At 66.4% G+C, this 18,651-nt stretch carries 12 protein-coding genes; 4 read left to right on the top strand and 8 right to left on the bottom strand.

Going from position 1 to position 18,651, the window contains the following annotated elements:
* The first annotated feature begins 135 nt into the window (after window positions 1-135).
* A complete protein-coding gene (locus tag ACX9TP_RS26465) occupies window positions 136-1,713 on the top strand; it encodes a peptidoglycan DD-metalloendopeptidase family protein (protein WP_482973395.1) in 1,578 nt (525 codons plus the stop codon).
* Between the two features lie 142 nt (window positions 1,714-1,855).
* Here the strand turns inward: ACX9TP_RS26465 and ACX9TP_RS26460 are convergent, their stop codons facing one another.
* The 3 genes from ACX9TP_RS26460 to ACX9TP_RS26450 form a co-directional block, all read right to left on the bottom strand.
* Entirely contained in the window at window positions 1,856-3,211 is a 1,356-nt protein-coding gene (locus ACX9TP_RS26460) for a hypothetical protein (protein WP_482973394.1), read from the bottom strand.
* A gap of 668 nt (window positions 3,212-3,879) precedes the next feature.
* Window positions 3,880-6,708 (bottom strand): KGGVGR-motif variant AAA ATPase, encoded by a 2,829-nt coding sequence (locus ACX9TP_RS26455; protein WP_482973393.1) that lies wholly within the window; start codon window positions 6,706-6,708, stop codon window positions 3,880-3,882.
* Window positions 6,708-7,157, bottom strand: a complete 450-nt coding sequence (locus tag ACX9TP_RS26450; protein ID WP_482973392.1) for a HEPN domain-containing protein — start codon at window positions 7,155-7,157, stop codon at window positions 6,708-6,710. The genes ACX9TP_RS26455 and ACX9TP_RS26450 overlap by 1 nt, the downstream gene beginning before the upstream one ends.
* A 667-nt stretch (window positions 7,158-7,824) precedes the next feature.
* On the opposite strand from ACX9TP_RS26450, the gene ACX9TP_RS26445 reads away from it, so the two are divergent.
* On the top strand, window positions 7,825-10,002 hold the full coding sequence (locus ACX9TP_RS26445) for a M4 family metallopeptidase (protein ID WP_482973391.1): 2,178 nt from the start codon (window positions 7,825-7,827) through the stop codon (window positions 10,000-10,002).
* A gap of 63 nt (window positions 10,003-10,065) precedes the next feature.
* On the opposite strand, the gene ACX9TP_RS26440 is transcribed toward ACX9TP_RS26445, so the two are convergent.
* The 3 genes from ACX9TP_RS26440 to ACX9TP_RS26430 form a co-directional block, all read right to left on the bottom strand.
* Window positions 10,066-10,560: an ankyrin repeat domain-containing protein gene (locus ACX9TP_RS26440; RefSeq protein WP_482973390.1), complete on the bottom strand. Its 495-nt coding sequence runs from the start codon at window positions 10,558-10,560 to the stop codon at window positions 10,066-10,068.
* Between the two features lie 228 nt (window positions 10,561-10,788).
* The gene (locus tag ACX9TP_RS26435; protein ID WP_482973389.1) at window positions 10,789-11,049 is read right to left on the bottom strand and encodes a hypothetical protein; all 261 of its coding nucleotides are present in this window, start codon (window positions 11,047-11,049) and stop codon (window positions 10,789-10,791) included.
* Between the two features lie 30 nt (window positions 11,050-11,079).
* Complete coding sequence (locus ACX9TP_RS26430) at window positions 11,080-11,550, bottom strand: DUF2752 domain-containing protein (RefSeq protein ID WP_482973388.1); 471 nt, start codon at window positions 11,548-11,550, stop codon at window positions 11,080-11,082.
* A gap of 109 nt (window positions 11,551-11,659) precedes the next feature.
* On the opposite strand from ACX9TP_RS26430, the gene ACX9TP_RS26425 reads away from it, so the two are divergent.
* Complete coding sequence (locus tag ACX9TP_RS26425) at window positions 11,660-12,577, top strand: oxygenase MpaB family protein (protein WP_482973387.1); 918 nt, start codon at window positions 11,660-11,662, stop codon at window positions 12,575-12,577.
* An 80-nt stretch (window positions 12,578-12,657) separates the two neighbouring features.
* Here the strand turns inward: ACX9TP_RS26425 and ACX9TP_RS26420 are convergent, their stop codons facing one another.
* Complete coding sequence (locus ACX9TP_RS26420; protein ID WP_482973386.1) at window positions 12,658-16,260, bottom strand: ABC transporter permease/M1 family aminopeptidase; 3,603 nt, start codon at window positions 16,258-16,260, stop codon at window positions 12,658-12,660.
* Window positions 16,261-16,273: 13 nt separating this feature from the next.
* A complete protein-coding gene (locus ACX9TP_RS26415; RefSeq protein ID WP_482973385.1) occupies window positions 16,274-17,155 on the bottom strand; it encodes an ABC transporter ATP-binding protein in 882 nt (293 codons plus the stop codon).
* 66 nt (window positions 17,156-17,221) lie between these two features.
* Between ACX9TP_RS26415 and ACX9TP_RS26410 the strand changes: the two genes are divergently transcribed.
* A complete protein-coding gene (locus ACX9TP_RS26410) occupies window positions 17,222-18,460 on the top strand; it encodes a glycoside hydrolase 5 family protein (protein ID WP_482973384.1) in 1,239 nt (412 codons plus the stop codon).
* Window positions 18,461-18,651: the final 191 nt, after the last annotated feature.

Raw genomic sequence — 18,651 nt, 5'->3', positions numbered from 1 at the left:
GGGCTCGGAAGGGTCCTGCATCCAGGAAAAACGGCTAGTCATATTTTTTATTGGGATGACGGAGAGCACGGGCTCTCATGGATGGGCAATGACTGCCGCCCCCGGGCAGCCCCCCCACGCAGGATGGAAATCCCCATGAAAGTCGAAGGCTGGCTGAATCCACGTACGTGGCTGTCAGGTCTGTCACTGGCGCTGCTGCTGAGCGGCACCGGCTGCGGTTCTGAGGAACCGATTGCAGGCACGCAGGAGGCGTCCACGCAGGAGGCGCCTCTCGTCACGCCGTTGGCGCGGCCCAACTTCCAGGCTCCCTTCCCCTGCGGGCAGTCCTGGACGTACAGCCATCACAGCGCCGAGGTGCGGCGCGCTCTCGACTTCATCAATAATGGGGGTGGCACCAGCGGCCAGCCCCAGCTCGCCTCGGCGGCGGGTTACGCCACGCGCCACTACGAGGCCGGCGGCGCGGGCAACTACATCAAGATCGACCACGGCGGTGGGTGGGTGACGTACTACTTTCACCTGTCCGCCTTCTCGGTGCCGAGCGGCACCCAGGTGGCGCAGGGCCAGCAGATCGGCCTGACGGGGAGCACCGGCGCGAGCAGCGGACCGCACGTCCACTACGAGCAACTGCTCAATGGCGTGGGCCAGGACATCGTCCTCAACGGCGTGTCGCTCGCGCCCTATCCCGGCAGCTACGGCTCCAGGAGCATCACCAGCAACAACTGCTCCACTTGCGTGCTCAAGGGGGACATCAAGGCGAAGTACGACGCGGTGAACGGCCCGGCGCTGCTGGGCAGGTGCCTGGCCGGTGAGCTGTCCACGCCGGACGGGGTGGGCCGCTTCAACCACTTCGAGCGCGGCAGCATCTACTGGACTCCGACGCTCGGCGCGCGCGTCGTCATGGGGCAGATCAAGCTCAAGTGGGAGCAGCTGGGCTGGGAGCGCAGCGCGCTGGGTTATCCGAGGACGGATGAGCTGACTACGCCGGACGGAGTGGGCCGCTACAACCACTTCGAGCGCGGCAGCATCTATTGGACGCCGCAGCTGGGGGCCTGGGAAGTCCACGGGGCCATCCAGGCGAAGTGGGAGCAGCTGGGCTGGGAGCGCAGCGAGCTGGGCTACCCGAAGACGGGGGAGCTGACGACGCCGGACGGGGTGGGCCGCTACAACCACTTCGAGCGTGGCAGCATCTACTGGACGCCGCAGCTGGGGGCCTGGGAAGTCCACGGGGCCATCCACGCGAAGTGGGCGGAGCTGGGGTGGGAGCGCGGCACCCTGGGCTACCCGCTGACGGGTGAGCAGAGGGCGTCGGACGGGGTGGGCCGCTACAACCACTTCCAGCGGGGCAGCATCTACTTCACGCCGGCGACAGGAGCGCACTCGGTCAATGGTGAGAACAATACCAAGTGGGTGGAACTGGGCCGTGAGGCGGGGCTGCTGGGCTACCCGCTGACGGACGAGACGAAGACTCCGGATGGGGTGGGCCGCTTCAACCACTTCCAGAATGGCAGCATCTACTGGACGCCGACGACAGGAGCGCACGAGGTGCACGGCCCCATCCTGGACAAGTGGGAGTCCCTGGGCTGGGAGACGGGAGCGCTGGGGTACCCGGTGCGGGATGAGTACGCCGTCACCGGTGGCCGTGAGAGCGAATTCCAGAAGGGCTTCATCACCCTCAACACCACCACCGGCGCCGTGACAGTGCGCATGAAGTAGCTCGCGAAGCGCGGAAGCGCCATGGCGTTGGGGCAAGCCAACCCTGCTTGCTCCGTCCCTCCAGGGTGCGGCGATGCGACGCGTGGCGGCCGCACCCTGGAGGAGGACTGCCCGGGCCGCTGGGGGCCCGGGCAGGGGGGCATCACCAGTCGTAGCCGTGGGTGCTGACCAGCAAGACGGCCTTGCCGCTGTTCGGGTAGAACAGGAAGGCGTAGTCCTTGTGGAGGTGGCAGTTGTGGCAGGGGACCTCTTCCCCGCCGAGCCACGCCTGGATGGGGCCACCGCCCGCGAACGCGTCGATGGCGGCCAGCAGCGGGTCGTTGCTCGAGCCGAAGAAGTAGGTGTCCACCAGGCCGGCGCGGTCGGTGACTTCGCCGTAATCGGACGGCGGCAGGGCCCGCGTCGTCTCGGCGATGTAGTCCACCACCGCCTGGACGGTCACCGGCGTGGCCGGGCACTCCGGGGTGCTGTACGCGTCGATGGCGCTCAGCCCGTTCGACTGGCGCATGGGCTCCAGGGCCGAGGCGTCAATCTGCGTCACCGACAGCGGCTCGCCCGGGAGCATCTCGCAGGCGCTCGCGTACATGCAGCGCTGCACCTGGCGGTAGGTGCCACACGCGCCGAAGTCCAGCGTGCCCGCGGGCTGCGCGTGGATGCAGTTGTAGACGGACAGCTGGCAGGAGGGGGACGGCCACGTCTGGTACGGGTCGTCGTGGGTGCTGATGGCCAGCCCGGTGACGCGCACCACCAGGCGCGCCGTCTCGTCCACCACGGTGCCGCCGTTGAGCGCGGCGGTGAAGGTGAGGGGAATCGTGTGCGGGTCCACGGCCTGGTGCACCTGCGGGTAGCGCCAGTCCAGCTGGAAGGTGTCCGCGTCCACGCGGGAGACCGCCGGCACGCCGTCCGGCGCGGTGACGGTGAGCGACGTGGCCGCAGAGTCCACCCGGCCGCGATACATCAGGTCGTCGGTGCCGGCGGCGTTGCGCACGTAGACCGGGTCGACGTTCTCGAAGACGTTGATGGAGGTCGGCCCGCGGAAGTCGAAGAAGCGGGGCGAGAGGATGATCTGCGCGTAGTACCGCGTCGGCCAGCCCGTGAAGGTGTCGATGGAGACCAGCAGCGGCGTCCCGGAGAGCATCGTGTTCAGCTCGTGGCCCTCCTCGAGGACCACCTCGAAGCGCCGCTCGCTGATGACGTTCGCCGTGCCGAAGGCGTCATCCGGCACGAAGCTGAAGACATCCTGGATGTAGCGGTTGGTGGTGCCGCGAATCACGAGCACGCGGCGGTTGTTGCGCGTCTCGAAGGTGCCCAGCGTCTCGAAGCTGAGCTCGTGCGTGCCCGTGGGCTCGTACGCGTAGATGCGGGTGGCCGTCGCCGCGGCGGTGGAGACTCCCGTCTCCTCCACGGGGACGACCAGCGACTCATCGGGGGATGTGTTGTCACAGGCGGTGGCGCCGAGGGACAGGGCGCAGGCGAGCGCGAAACTACGGAACGTCATGTGGATCCTCCAAGTGAAGAATTCCGGGGATACCATATGTGCCCGACGCACGTCTGACGCGACATGTCCCAGACGCGTGACGACACGTGTGTGACACGCTGGCGCGGGGTGGTGGGCACCAGGAGGGAGTCCTCCCGGGCACTGCGCCAGCAAGCCAGTGCGAGACAGGCCCCATACGGCTCCCCCTGATGTTGCGCGGAGGATACGGCGCGCTCGCGAAGGGGTTGTGCCACCAAAGTGGTGTGCCCCGGCCTCCCGGGCGCCGGTCGGTTGGGAGCACGCCGGAGGGAGTCGGCGTGTTGCTGATTCCTAGTCTGCGGTGAAGTACAGGTTGTTCAGCAGCATCCGGTCCTCCGCCGCAACCTAGCCCGCGATGAGCACGAAGGGCGCGCTGACGGTGCTCTGCGTCAGGCGACCCGCGACGAAGCCCTCGTGGACGAGAGGTCCGCGTTCCGGCCCTCCTCGCGCTCGGTGGAGGGCTCCATCATGACGGTGACCTCATAGAGATAGATGTGCGTGGTGGCGTCCAGCACCCTAGTGTAGGTTGCGGGACTGGCGCGACCGGAGGTGCTCACCGCTGCCGCTGCGGTAGGTGCCTCCTCCTCGCTTGGCCTCGCAACTGCAGACTCGGCCGACCTGTCTACCACTCAGGCCATGACGCGGCAGTGTTATCCCTTGCGCGTCAAGCCCAGCCCGAAGAGGTAGATATCGGGAATTTGGAGTTGGGGTTTTCGTCCCCGCCACGCTCGACGCTCAAGCAGCCCGGCGTCTCGCATATGCTCGACCTTCTCCATCACGAGTTTTGCGTCCGCTTTTAGCTTCTTCTTGAGGAACCCGACGAGAGCATCCTCCTCGACCGGCCAGACGTATTCGAAGGCGGAAAAGATATCCGGCAGCCACTCATCGCCAATAGACCACTCCTGCTTGAACTCGGCTCGCAGATCCTCCACCGCCTGCTGCGAAACATTACCTCGGAGGGCTTCCATAAACCGTCTCGGACTGAGAAGTGCGCCTGTCTCTTCAGGGTTTTCTTGGAGCTTCGCAACCTCGGAAAACAGAAGCAAAGCGTTCCGTGGGCGCAACAATTCCGCCGAGTCGGATATGTGGTTTAGAACCCAAGTGTAGACATAGCCTTTCTTGTAGCCGGAGGGGCCAGATGCCATTGTCTCGCCCGCAAGCACATGAATACACTTGCGTATCCATTCCTCATCGTCCGGAGGAATGAATCCGAGCGGCTGTTCCAACATCGCGTCAAAGCTTGCCAGCCACAATCCTTCCTGCCGGAAAAGTTGCCGGATGGAATCGTCGTGTCCAAGTCGCTTGAGCACCGTCCGATAGATGTCTGGACCATCCCACGTGAGGGTGCCACGGTCTATTCCATCTCGAAGTTTAGCTTTATCGGTCACCTCGGTGACCTCGCGATTCCAGATGTCCTCGCGCAAGAACAACTTGGCGCGGATCCGAGGCCACCGTCGCACGGAATGCTGCCAGTATTCAACTAAGGAGGAGACTAAGAGACCGCGCTTTCGGCTGTCACGCGGTAACGCCGTGTCTAGATCGTCATAGCTTAGGCAGCAAAGACGGTCATCCTGAGACAAGTCTTGGTCAAGTTGCGCCAACCAATGGCGCACCGCAGACTGCGTCTTTGAGTCACCAAGCGTTGTAATACAGGATTCAAGAGTGAGAAGTTCGGGTAGTGGTCGCTCATTGAAGACGAGGGAAAGCCGAAAGGCTGCTAGCGCCCGCCAAAAATTCGCAAGCAGATCCGGATCTCCCTCTGCGGTATTTAGGATGCTCACAAAGTCATCGCGAGCTGGAAAGCCGTCGCCCACAGCGAATCCGACCTCCCACCGTGTCCTCTCGATGAGGCGAGAGTCCAGTCCCAAGTGGCTGGCGAGGGCACGGGCGACCTCCTCCTGTGTTAGGATTTGGAATAGCGCGGACTTGCCGGCCCCTTTGCGTCCTAGAACTAGGAAAGCTTTTGGATCCAAAAGCGTCCGGTACGCAGTGCGGGGCAAGAACCTTTGGCGGAAGTCCTCAAGGGTGATGAACTCACGCTCACCTGCTGGGCTCTCGGTTACCTGCTTGAGCGCCTCCAATGCTCTCTGTCGGATGGAAGGCTGTGGCTGCTCCTTCGGCGCCGCAGTATCAACGTCGGCGCGCTGTACAGGGGGAGCCAATTTGACGTCGAGAAGCCGCTTCACCAGCACGTCGTATGGGCGCTCGGGTCGCTCTGCCTGCAACCGCAGCATGTCGGAGACCGCGCCTACCATGAAGAAGTCCTTCAGGTAGGGAATAAGGACGACATCATGGGGTACGGGTTCCAGGGGAGAGTCCTGCGACTTGTCACTCGGGTATGCATACCCGCTGCCAGAGAAACGCTCGAAAATATGCTTCCAACAGGCCTCGCCCGTGGAGCGGCGTATCTCTGCCACATATTGTTCAGCGTCCTCCATCCGCGGAGGTAGCTCCACCATCGTATAGACGATGAGGAAACTGCGTGCGAGTTGATCTGCCGCCTCAGGTGTGAGTTCCCGTACCTCCCGGAAACGCTGGATGTGCTCAAGCACGATGGGTAGGTAGCGCCTGTCCGCCTCGCCACCACGGAAGACAAGCACGTCCAGAGTAGACAGACCATTAAGAGTGATGCCGCCCAAGTCTGTAAAGCCGGTCCGGCAGTCCACCAACACGACATCTGCGGCGCGCCATTCGAGTACGTCCCCAATGAGTGCACGTAACGGGTTCTCTAGCCCCTGCTTGCGACCAATTTCGGCTAGGTTTATCCTCCCCAGGCGCTCCATGTATGTATCGTCGATACGCCCGGCGGGGACGATGACCAGGGAGCCTCCGGTAGCTGCTATTGCCTGATCAGAGCAGGGCAGCACGAAGTCGTCTAGCTCAGGTTTGTATTCATCCCCAAAGAGCGCTCGCTCAAGAAGGTAGTCCACCACGCCTGCACGTACCTTCCCACTGGGATCATCATTCGCGAAGAAGTAGCCCTCGATTCCAGGCGCCTCCAAGTCGAGATCGATGACTACGACCCGCCTACCTTCCCGTGCCAGCGTCAGCGCCGTCAGTGCGGTTGTGGTCGTTCGTCCAACGCCTCCCTTGAATGAGTAGAATGCGATGACGGGGGGCCAGTCCTCCGGGTTTCTGTCAGTGCCCCGAATCCATGACTCATTGGAAAGCAGTCGCTCAACGACGAAGGCATTAGAGCGCCCCAATAACTGCCTGCGCAGATTATTTACAGTCTTCGCTAGGGAACTGCCTTCATGCAGGAGTTGCACTCCCATGGTGCCCAGATAGGGGCGGATGTCCTCACGAGCCTCAACCTCGGCCTTGAGTCTTTCGACCTCTTCCAAAGGCAACCCTTCGACAGCGAACGAGCAGCGGCCATAAATGTCTCGTACGCACGTGAAGGTGGCGGATGGAAAGCGCGCCGCTAGTTCCAGGGTGTATTCGTCACAGGCTTTCCATGCATCAGCGATATGTGCCATCACAGAACTCCGTCAATGAACATGCTGACGATAGTATCAATGGTTTTGTCGGATTCACGCAGATAGACTTCGGATATCTGTTTGGAGTCCCAGCGTGAGCCATCGTAGCGGTGCTCAGGGTCCCAGTGGCAGAAGTACCGAGGGCCTCGGTTCTTGCGCGGCTTTGGCGGAGCAATCTGCTGTAGCAGGGTCGGTGCAAGGCTTGCCGGGTCTCCGTAACGAGCCACTACCGTATTGCCGACCAATAGTAACTGCGTCACTTCGTCATGGAGCGACTCTAGGTCATGCGTATGCTCGGGTGGCACACCTGCCTTCTCCAAGAGCACCTTCAGTGTGCACTCAACGACGTAGCCTGCTAGGTAGCAGGCGTTCCGATGTGACTCGGCTAGGCGCAAGGCGCGCGCGTCTGACATCATCCGCTCTGCAGTCTTCGCGAAGTCGTCTGCCATCCCGGTCGTTTCCTACCTCGTCCGCTCGCGAGATGCCACCTTCATGAAGGCTAGTGTGTAACTTCTCCCTACGCCAACCCGACCACCGCAGCCTCGAACGGGTGCAACTCCACGTCTTGCCGAATGGAGCGGCCCTGCGCCGCATCCTCCAGCACCTGAAGCAGCAAGCCACTCCTGCGCCGCGCCTGCGCGCTGGCCACCGGAGCAGTCCCTCTGAGGGGAACCGGTCCACTGGGGCATCCCCTGTTCAACCCTCCATGCTGGCGCGAGCCCCGGCGCCCTCATGGCGCGCCAGGGGAGGTGCGTGCGGCAACCAGCTCAGAGGGGCAGTTCGGGAATGGGGAGCACCGTCATGGAGGACATTGTTGTCTCCTCAGCGCCCCACGCCCACTCGCAACAGGGCTCCTGTTTCTCCTATGCGCGGTGCGGCACCGGTGAGTGCTCCCACCCTGCGCATCCCATGGCGGTGGCGGACACGGTGCGGGCATGGTTGGCCCTGTCTGACCTCTCCGCCGCCGTGTCGTGTCAACTCCTGATTGGGAATGTGTATAGAAGGGCGGCACGTCCTTGTAATCCAGCTGCTGGTGCATCCAGCATGTGCGATCACACCTTCACGCAAGGGGGATGCATGCTGGAGAAGCGATTGCGTGGTGCCCTGGGTATCTCGTTGCTGTCTTGGTTTGCGGGTGCCTGCACCGAGGTCACGCCCTCGGGCAAACCGCCGGACGCGGTGGTGGAGAAAGCGCCCGCGGCCCTGGAGGGCCTCCAGGTGGTGGCTGTCGACGAGGCCGCGGTTCCCACCTTCGTCACCGGCCCCCTGGGCGCCGTGCCGACAGGGGCCGAGGCCGTCCACTCCATCCAGCCGGCCCGGTTGCTGCCCGTGCTGGAGCGCGTGGCACCGCTGTTCCGGCTGAACCCCGGCGACCTCTATCTGAAGAAGGCCTATGTGGGCTTCGATGGGGACGCGCACTACCGCTACGGCGTGAGGCACAACGGCATCGAGGTGTATGGCGGGGAGCTGCGCCTGCACGCCCGTGATGGCGCCGTCTTCGCGGCGAACACCAACGCGCGCGGAGACCTGCTGGCGCCGGACAAGGCCTCCGTCCCGGCCGAGGCCGCCATCGCCGTGGCGAAGGAGGACCGCGAGTCACCCGCGGGCGCCACAGTGAGCGGCGAGCCCCGGCTCGTCTACTGGCGCGAGGGTGAGCAGCTCGTGCTGGCGTACGACGTGCGCGTGAAGGGAACGAAGGAGGACGGCACGCCGCTGCATGACTCCGTGCTCGTCAATGCGCGCAGCGGGGACGCCTTCCTGCGCATCTCGCACATCCACTCCGCGCGCTTCCGCCGTGTCTACGACGGCGGGAACCAGACGCCGCTGCCGGGCGTCCCCGCGCGCTCCGAGGGAGACCCGCCGGTGGCGGACCCCATCGTCAACATCGCCTATGACCACCTGGGCTCCGTGTACGAGTGCTTCAGCAACCTCTTCGGCCGCGACTCGTATGACAACGCGGGGGCACAGTTGATCAGCACGGTGCACCACCGCACCCACTACGTGAATGCCTACTGGGATGGCACGCAGCTGGTGTTCGGCGATGGCGACGGCACGACGGCGAGCAACCTTGCCCGCGCGGTGGACGTGACGGCACACGAGCTGACCCACGCCGTGACGGACCACTCGTCGGGCCTCATCTACTCCGGAGAGTCCGGGGGCCTGAACGAGTCCATTTCCGACATCTTCGGCGCCGTCTGCGAGTGGCACAGCAAGGGCCGGGTGGTGGACGCCAACACGTGGCTCTTCGCCGAGGAGGTCTGGACGCCCGACATTCCCGGGGACGCGCTGCGCTACATGCACAACCCCACGCTGGACGGCTCCTCGCTGGACCACTACGAGGATTATGAGTCGGGCGTGGACGTGCACTACAGCTCAGGCATCTCCAACCTGGCCTTCTACCTGCTGTCCGAGGGCGGCCTGCATCCGCGCTTCCCCGGGCAGAGCCCGGTGTCGGGCATCGGCATCGAGAAGGCCGCGCGCATTGTCTACAAGATGAACGAGGACCTGTTGCTGCCGTCCTCCCGCTTCCTGGATGCGAAGACGGCCGCGGAGCAGGCCTCGGTGCAACTCGGTCATGACGCCGCGACGACGGGCTCGGTCACCGCTGCCTGGAAGGCCGTGGGCGTCGATGAGATCATCCGTCATCCCCCGCCGCCGATTCTGGAGAAGGACGTCCCGCTCACGGACCTCTCCGGTGCGCGGAGCGAGAAGTGGTACTTCCAGGTGAAGGTGCCCGAGGGCGCCAGGGACCTGACCTTCACCCTCTCTGGCGGCGCGGGCGACGCGGACCTCTACGTGCGCCGGGGCGCGGCCCCGACGACCACCCTCTATGACTGCCGCCCCTACAGGAGCGGCAACAACGAGGTGTGCACCTTCGCGGAACCCGGCGACGGCATCTGGTACGTGATGCTGAACGGCTTCACCGCCTTCAGCGGGGTGTCGCTGGTGGTGACGTGGACGGGGGGCTACGTGGTTGTCGAGCCCGGGGTCTCGGTCACCGGCCTGTCCGGCGCCGCGGGCTCCTCCCAGGTGTTCACCGTCCAGATTCCCGAGCGCGCGGGAGGCGGCGGCACCCGCAACGTGCACGTCCGGTTGCAAGGCACGGGCAACGCGGACCTGTATGTCCAGCGCGCCTCGGTGCCCTCGTTCTTCTCCTACGACTGCCGCGGCGTGAACGAGCACGGCACGGAGACCTGCAACCTGAACGGCTTCGAGCCGGGCAAGTACTACCTCCAGGTATACGGCGCGAAGGGCGGCTTCACGGGCGGCTCGCTCATCGCCACGTTCAACTGAGTGGACAGTCCGGCCCGTCCTGCCCCTGCCTTCAGGGAGGGGGAGGGCGGGCCCGCTGGGCCGTCAGGAGCCGTCGGACGCCTGCCCCTTGCGCGCTGTCTCCAGCAACTCGCGGATGGCATCGGCGTCTTTGCCATCGGTCGGCGCCCAGTTGGCGGGCATGCGGCCGGCGCGGTCTTGGATGAATGGGTCGGCACCGGCTTCGAGCAAGGCCTGCACGAGCGCCGGCACCGCATGCGCCAGTGCGCGCTGCAGCGGTCGCTGCCCTTCATCGTCGGGCACATCGGGATCGGCCCCCGCCGCCAGCAGGCTGCGAACGATGGGGCCGTGCACGCACGCCGACGGTTTGAACAGTGCCATGTGCAGCGCGGTGAGTCCCTTGTCCGTACGGTGATTCACGCTGGCACGGCGTGCGAGCAGGAGGTCCACTACACGCAGTTCGCCACAGCGCGCGGCCAGCATCAGGGCCGTCGGGTTGCCCTTGAACTGGGTCCAGTCGGGGTCGAGGCCGGCGTCCAGCATCCGCCCCACCAGTTCGAGGTTGCCGGCGGCGGCCACCGAAGGGAAGTCCTGGGTCGTCCACTGGCTGCGCGCGATGCCGCCGGAGAACGTTCAATCAATGGCCGCGAACTGGTTTTCGGGCTTGCCGCGCTTCATGGGCGGATCTGAAGGAGTCGTGGCGTCTGTGCGCCAGGGTTTCGAAGGGCGGCGAGGTGCTCGGCATGCCGCGCGCGGGACGGGCCCGAGAGGCCCGTCCCGGTACAACCGGGGACCGGCTCGCGACGACTACGAGCTCGACATCGCACCGCCGAGGATGTTGAACACGATGCCGGCCAGGAGCGTGCCCGTCCACGCGAGCATGATGTTCTTGTTCTGGTTCTGCTCCACGTTCATCCAGCCCCAGATGAAGGTGTAGATGCCGCAGAAGAAGCCCAGGATGCCGTGCAGCGCGCCCTTGGCCTGGAACAGCTTGATGAGGACCATGATGAAGCAGATCAGGTTGCCAATGCCGCAGAGCATGCCGAGCAGACCGAAAATCGTTCCCATTGTGTGTCTCCTTGCGTGGTGTTGTGGGGTTCAGCCGAGGGTTGAGTCGATGAATGTGCCGCGAAAGACGAGAAGCCGGACGAGCCAGTAGGCCATCAGCGCCACCAGCAGCAGGGCCGTCACCCGGGTGCGCCGCTCGAAGCGGGCGACCGCGTCGATGCCCCGGCGCCGGGCCGCTTCGGGGAGGAACGCCATGCCGGTGATGAGCACCAGCGCCGCCAGCAGGAACGGGGCGAAGGCGTGCCAGGTCAGCGCGCTCCGCCATTCGCCATGAAGCAGGGCCGTCGTTGCCCGGGACAGTCCGCAGCCCGGGCAGGGGACTCCCAGCGTGCTCTGGAGGGGGCACGGCCACGCGGGCAGGCCGAAGTGCAGCAGGCCCAGATGGGCGGCGGCCAGGGCGCCCACCGCCCAGCCGGTGGTCCGACGTTCCAGGACCTGGGCCATGACGGGCGTGGAGAGCAGTGGCGTGTGACGAGCGGATGAGGCCGGGATTGGATTCATTCCCCGCCCCCCCTCGGAAGCAGGTCTGCTTCGCGTCCTAGCACGACCAGTGTTGGGCGTCGAACAGAAGACGTGTCAGGGTGCGGCTATCATCGAGGGGGGAATCCGGATGAACCGCTACGCACTTCGCGACCACACCGACCGTCTCGACGCGCAGACGCAGTACGAGGAGATTGTCCGCATCCTCTCCACCCAGGAGTTCCCCTGGGACATCGAGCAGGCGCTCAGCTTCGCCCTGTTCCGCACCTACGCGGTGCCGAGCATCGGCGTGCTGCTGCACGAGACGGGCGAGTTCAACCAGCGCACCCAGAAGCGCTACGACGACACCGTGCTCATCCTCGATGCGATTCTCGAGCACGGCATGGCCAGCCCGGCCGGCAGGAGTGCCTTCCGGCGCATGAACCAGATGCACGGCGCCTACGACATCTCCAATGACGACATGCGCTACGTGCTCTCCACCTTCGTGGTGATGCCCGTGCGCTGGCTCGCGGAGTTCGGGTGGCGGCCGTTCACCCCGCACGAGGTGGAGGCGTGGACGTGCTACTACCGCGCCGTCGGTCGCCACATGGGCATCCAGGACATCCCGGAGACCTTCGACGCGTTCGCCGCGCTGATGGATGGCTACGAGGCGAGGCACTTCGCTTTCGACGCGCGCAGCAGGGCCGTCGCGGACGCCACCCTCGAGCTGCTCGCGACGTTTCCCCCGTCCCACCTCGCGCCGAAGAGCCTGGTGAACCTGTTCGCTCGGACGCTCATGGACGACGCGCTGCTCGACGCGTTCCACTATGCGCGCCCCTCTGCCCTCGGCCGGAAGGTGTTCCGCCTGGCGCTCAAGGCCCGGGGGAAGTTCGTGCGCTATGCGCTGTCACCGCGAAGCGAGCCGCTCTTCGGCCGCGGCCGGCCCAACATCCGCAGCTACCCGAACGGCTACGCCGTGGAGCAGCTCGGCACCTTCCCGAAGGGCTGCCCCGTGAAGCATGGCGCCACGGCGGCGCCCGCGAGCCGCGGCGCGCGTGAGCGACAGTGATGCGCGGCTCGGACGGCTTCGAGCTGCGCCTCCGCGGGTGAAGGCTCCCGGCGGTGCTCACCGCCGGGAGGATGAGCGGCTCAGCGCGCGGGCTGTGCCTTCATCGCCACCGGTTCTCCGTCGGTGGGCTCCGTCACGTTGTCGCTGGACGTGCGGTCGATGAGCACGTTGAGCGGATCGACGCCCACCTTCGCGGGCTTCACGGGGACGGTGAAGGAAATCTCCGACTCGCCCTTGGGCACCTTGCGCTTCTCCAGGAAGAGGGCCTCTCCCTTCTCGTCGAGCGCGCCCACGTCCATCCAGTCGTTGAAGTCCAGTTCCGTCTGGGTGCCCTTGTCGTTGCTCCGGTACTTCTTCGCCATCACCTTGAGGGTGACGTCCCACGTGCCCTTGTCGTTCTTCCGTGTCGTCGCGGACACGGTGCGGTTGTCGTAGAGGGTGATGGTGTCGAAGAGGTCCTCGAGGAGGTACTGGTACTCCGGAGGCGTCTCCTCGCGCAGGAAGCCGAGCAGCTCGGTGGAGCCCGTGTACGGCGGGCCCTGGAAGCGGACCTTCTCCACGTAGCGCTTCAGCGCGCGGTTGACGCGCTCCTCGCCGATGAAGTCCTGCAGCGCGTACATCACGAGGCTGCCCTTGTTGTAGTGGATGTACGCCTGGTTCTCCACGCGGGACAGGGGCACTTCCTTCTTCCGCTCCATGGCGCGGCCCATGAGGTAGCGGTCCAGCTCGAACTTGAGGAAGCGCTTCATCTTCGTCGGCCCGTAGCGGTGCTTCAGCACCATCAGCGCGGAGTACTGCGCCATGGTTTCCGACGTCATCGTGGCGCCCTGCGCGCGCCCGCCGACCACCTGGTGGGCCCACCACTGGTGGGCAATCTCGTGCGCGGTGACGTAGTACGGGTAGTCCACGTCGTCGGCGTTGTCCTCGCGCACGCGGGCGATGAAGCCGAGGCCCTCCGAGTACGGAATCGTGTTGGGGAACGCCTGGGCGAACATCTGGTAGCGGGGGAACTCGAGGATGCGCGCCTGCCGGTGCTGGTACGGCCCGAAGCTCTCGCTGCAGTACGCCAGCGCGTCCTTCATGCCGCGCATCATCCGCTCCAGCGCGTAGGTGTGCGTGGGGTGGTGGTAGATCTCCAGCTTCACGTCGCGCCACGTGTCGCGCGTGACGGCGTAGCGCGCGGACAGCACGGAGAAGAAGTTGAGGATGGGCTGGTCCATCTTGTAGCGGAAGAAGCGGCGGCCGTTCTCCGTCCACTCCTTCTCCAGGTAGCCCGGCGCCACCGCAATCTGGTCCGGCGACGTGCTCACCGTGGCCGTGAAGGAGATGAAGTCCGAGTCCGGGCGGATGTAGTTGTCCTCGCGGGCCTTCGGGTCATCGCGGTCCGGCAGGCGCTCCTTCGGCGCGAGGCCGTACTCCTTGCGGTCCCCGTCCTCCACCAGCTCCGAGTCCTTCTGGTAGCCGAGCACCGGGAGGTGGGTGTTGTTGAAGAAGGTGCCGTTGCCGGCGATGTCCGTGGGCTGCGTCCCATGCTCGAAGCCGCGTGTGCCGAACTCCAGGTCGAAGGCGAGGTCGGCCTCTGCGCCCGGGGCCAGCGGCGTGGGCAGCTCGAAGACGAACAGCCCCAGCTCCGTGTCGTGTGAGACGGGCCTGGCCGCCCCGGCGATGGACAGCCCGCGCACCCGTGCATTCTGCGGCAGGCTGATGAGCACCTTCTGGATGGGCGCCTGCGTCTTGTTGCGGACGCGGTAGGTGCCGAGCGACTCCAGCCGCAGCTGCTCCGGATGGATGTGGAAGGTGACGTCCGCGGCGATGATGCGAGGGTGGGGCAGGTCCGCGTAGGACCTGTACTCCTTCTCGTACCGGGCCGTCTGGCGCTCCCTGTCCTTCGCCGTGACATACGGGTTGAGGATGTGCGTGTTGTAGAAGATGAACGCTCCGGCCCCCAGGAACACGAGCAGCGACGGCGCGGCGGCCAGCGTCCAGCCCGTGGAGCGCCGGGCCTTCGCGGCGGAAAGCCGCTCCCTCCAGCGTGTCTCGCGTCCGCGCACGGTGAGCAGGTAGCCCGTCGCGACGAGGAGCGCCGCCAGCGCGTACCAGTACAGCCGGTGCCAGAAGATGACCGGGAGCAGGTTCGCGTAGCGGTTCATGTCCGAGTACTGCACCGACGGCTCGGAGGCATAGCGGACGAGGGAGTCCTCCACGCCCAGCAGCCCCAGTCCGGCCTGGGCCGCGAAGTAGAGCACCATCACCAGGTACGCGAGGTACTTCTGGTGGATGAGCACCTGCGCGAAGAAGGCGAGCACGCACAGCAGCACGTCACGCAGGTAGTCCACGAGGATGAGCTGCGTGAAGTAGAGGCTCCACTCGATGTCGAAGAAGCCGCGGCCCACCTGGGACACGAGCGCGGCGACGGCGACGACCGCCTTGAGCGAGAGCGCGACGAGCAGCAGCGCACCCAGCTTCCCGGAGTAGACGACCCACGTCGGGACGCGCGTGGCATCCACGATGTCCCCGAGCTCGGCGTCGCGCTCCTTCCACACCAGCTCACCCGCGTAGAAGGTGATGGTGATGAGGACGAAGGGGCGGAACGTGCCCATCGCGAGCTCCAGCACCTGCCACGTCACCGGGTACGTGGGCGTGCCGAAGATCTGGTTCGAGAAGAGGATGCCGAGCGTGACGAAGGAGAGCCCGGCCACGATGAAGGACCAGTACACGGGCGAGCGGAGGACGTCGCGGAAGGCGAGCCACGCGGAGGAGACCGCGGTGCGAAGCCAGCTTCCCGTCGTCGGCGCGGCGGCGACGGAGGGCAGGGCGACGGGAGCCGGAGCGGCCGCCTCGCGAATCGCGCCCCGGCCGCTGTGCTCCTCCACGGTGGTGCGGAACCGCGCCACCGCGAGCCCCAGCAACGCCGCACCCGCGGCGAGCCAGAGGAGGCGGTTGGCGAGCAGGACGCCGGACAGGGGCACCAGGTCGCGGTTGCGCTCATCGGGCGTCCAGTACCGCGTCACGGTCTCGAAGGTGATGAACCCGAACGGGTCCAGCAGCGAGCCCAGGTACTGGTACTGCACGTCCCCGACGGCCGCGCTGATGACGAGGTAGCCGAGCACCAGCACGACGATGCCCACGTACACCGGGGCCATGCGCCGTGACACCGCGGCCAACGAGAAGAAGAGGGCGCCGGTGAAGAACAGCGTGGGCCACACGCCGATGACGTAGGGCAACAGGTACGCGGCCGTCTGGTGCGTGGTGAGCTGGGAGTGGTCCATCAGCCACGCCACGAGCAGGCCCACCGCCAGGCCGGGGAGGATGGACAGCAGCAGCACCGCGCTGAAGAGGTACGCGCCCAGGAAGCGCCCGAGCAGGTACGGGGCCTTCTTCACGTTCTTCGTGAAGATGAGCATCCACGTGCCGTGGCCGAAGTCCTGGTACGCGGCCTGGCCGAAGATGGCGGCCACCATGAGCAGGCCGAAGAAGGCGAGCGAGGTGATGAGGCCGAAGAGGCTGTGGGGGCTGTTGACGAAGACGCGCTCGGCGCCGGAGCCCGCGGAGACGCTCTTGAACACGCCTCCGGTGGCCATCGCCATCAGGAGGCCGGAGCCGGCCAGCACCACGGCGTAGACCCAGGTGGAGATCATCTTCACCCGGCGCCGCAGCTCGAAGAACACGAGGGCAGAGAACATGGCGTGCCCCCCTTCAGGACTGCTTCTGGGCCCGGGTCAGGGCGTGGAAGTAGACGTCCTCCAGGTCGGGATTCGCGGGCTCGAAGCCCGGCGGAGCGCTCTCCGCGTAGACGTGGACCAGCCGCTGCCCGGCCACGCGGCGCACGGCGATGACCTCCAGCTCCTTCATCAGCGCGTCCAGCTCCTCCTGCTGGGTGATGAAGCGCTTCCACACGCGCTGCTGGAGCGCGTCCACCAGCTTGAGCGGGTGCCCGCTGAGCACGACGTTGCCCTGCGCGAGGATGGCCATGTTCTGGCAGAGGTCCGCGACGTCCGAGACGATGTGCGTGGACAGGAGCACCACGACGTCGGTGCTGATTTCCGCGAGCAGGTTGTGGAAGCGGAAGCGCTCGGCGGGGTCGAGGCCGGCGGTGGGCTCGTCGACGATGAGCAGCTTCGGGTTGCCGAGCAGCGCCTGGGCGATGCCGAAGCGCTGCTTCATGCCGCCGGAGAAGCCGCCGAGCCGGCGGTCCCGGTGCTCCCAGAGGTTGGTCTTCTGGAGCAGCGCCTTCACCGCGTCATGGCGCGGGCCCCGCTGGGCGATTCCCTTGAGCTGGGCGAGGTGGTCCAGCATGTCCCAGGCCGTCACCTTGGGGTACACGCCGAAGTCCTGGGGCAGGTAGCCGAGCACCTCGCGCAGCTTGTCCCTGTCGCGGCGCAGGTCGATGCCGTCGAAGGTCATGTTGCCGGTGTCCACGTCCTGCAGCGTGGCGATGCTGCGCATCAGCGTGGACTTGCCGGCGCCGTTGGGCCCGAGCAGGCCGAACATGCCCCGGGGGATGGTGAGGTTGACACCCTGCAACGCACGAGTGCCGTTGGGGTAGGTCTTCGACACGCCTTCCAGTCTGAGCTCCATGGAGGCGCACGCTAGCGGACCCCGGGGCCAGTGCGCGAGGCGGAGCTCGCAGGTAGCATGTGGGCCATGTCCTTTTCGTGCCGGAGCACCGCCGCCGCCCTGGCCCTCGTCCTCTGCGCATGCGGGGACGGTGAGCCGGTGATGCTGGAGGCCGTCGCCGCGGACTGCGCGGGAGGCGCGGCACAGCAGCTGGACCGGCTGCCCCCGGGGAGCATGGTGCTCAACGCGTACTTCCTCCAGGAGGAGGCGACGCGAGATGTGCGGCACGGGCTGCCGGAGTCGCCGGTGCTGGAGGAGGTGCTGGCGAAGGCGGCGGCGCTGGGCGTGCGCGCGGTGCGGACCAACGGGCACAACGACGCGGTGTCGAAGGTGGGCGACAGCGCCATCCAGGTGGCGCCGCTCCAGTACGACGAGGTGGGGCTCGTGGGGCTGGACCGCGTGCTCGCGCGGGCGCGGGTGCATGGCGTGCGGCTGGTGCTGACGCTTGGCAACTACTGGGACGCGTATGGCGGGGCGCGGCAGTACGTGGAGTGGGCGGGGCTGCCGCGGCCGGTGGAGGGCGACCCCCGCTTCTTCACCGAGCCGTCCGTGGTGGCGCACTACAAGGCGCACGTGGCGCGGCTCCTGGAGCGGGTGAACACGGTGGATGGCATCCGCTACGGCGACCATCCGGCGGTGCTCGCGTGGGAGCTGCTCAACGAGCCGCGCGGGAAGGGCCTGGACAAGGAGGGCGTGAAGCTGCGCGCCTGGATTGACGACGTGGCGCGCGAGGTGAAGGCGCACGCGCCCGGTCACCTGGTGGGCACGGGGGAGGAGGGCTTCGAGCCTTCACCGGAAGGCTACGACGCGCCCTTCTGGGCGGCGGTGGGCTCGACGATGCTGCGCACGCCGGGCTCCAGCTTCGCGCGGAACACGGCGTCACCGTTCATCGACTTCGCGTCCGTGCACTTCTATCCGGAGGCCTGGGGCCTGGACGGCCCGGGCACGGCGGTGGCGGGGGCGAAGTGGATTTCGGAGCACGCGGCGATTGCGCGCAGCCTGGGCAAGCCGCTGTTCGTCGGGGAATTGGGGCTGCGCAACGAGGGCGACCTGGACCTGTCGCAGCGCCGCGCGCTCTACCGGGGCTGGCTGGAGTGCATGCGCGAAGAGGGCGTGGGCGGCGGGGCGCTGTGGATGTTCGCCAACGACTCACGGCCTGACGCGTGGGACGCGCACACGTTCTACTTCCGCGACGGCACCGCGCCGGAGGACCCGGTGAATCGCTACGCGGACCTCATCGTCGAGGCGGCCGCGGCGGCGCGGTGAGGCGCTCTCGCCGCGAGACGCCGAGGGCACCTGCTGGTGGGTGGTAGCCGGGGTGGCATGCGTGACAGGCGGAGCGGCACGGAGGCCGGAGACCCCGGAGAGTGGTTTCCGGCCCCGGGGCCTTCAGCGTGACACCGGCCGGCCCCCCGTCGTGCGGCATGCCGCACGCCGTGAGGCCGGGCGGAGTGGCA

Source organism: Pyxidicoccus sp. M15 (assembly GCF_056858435.1).
Note: the sequence above shows the minus strand (reverse complement) of the source record. Positions and strands in the feature narration are given on the sequence as shown.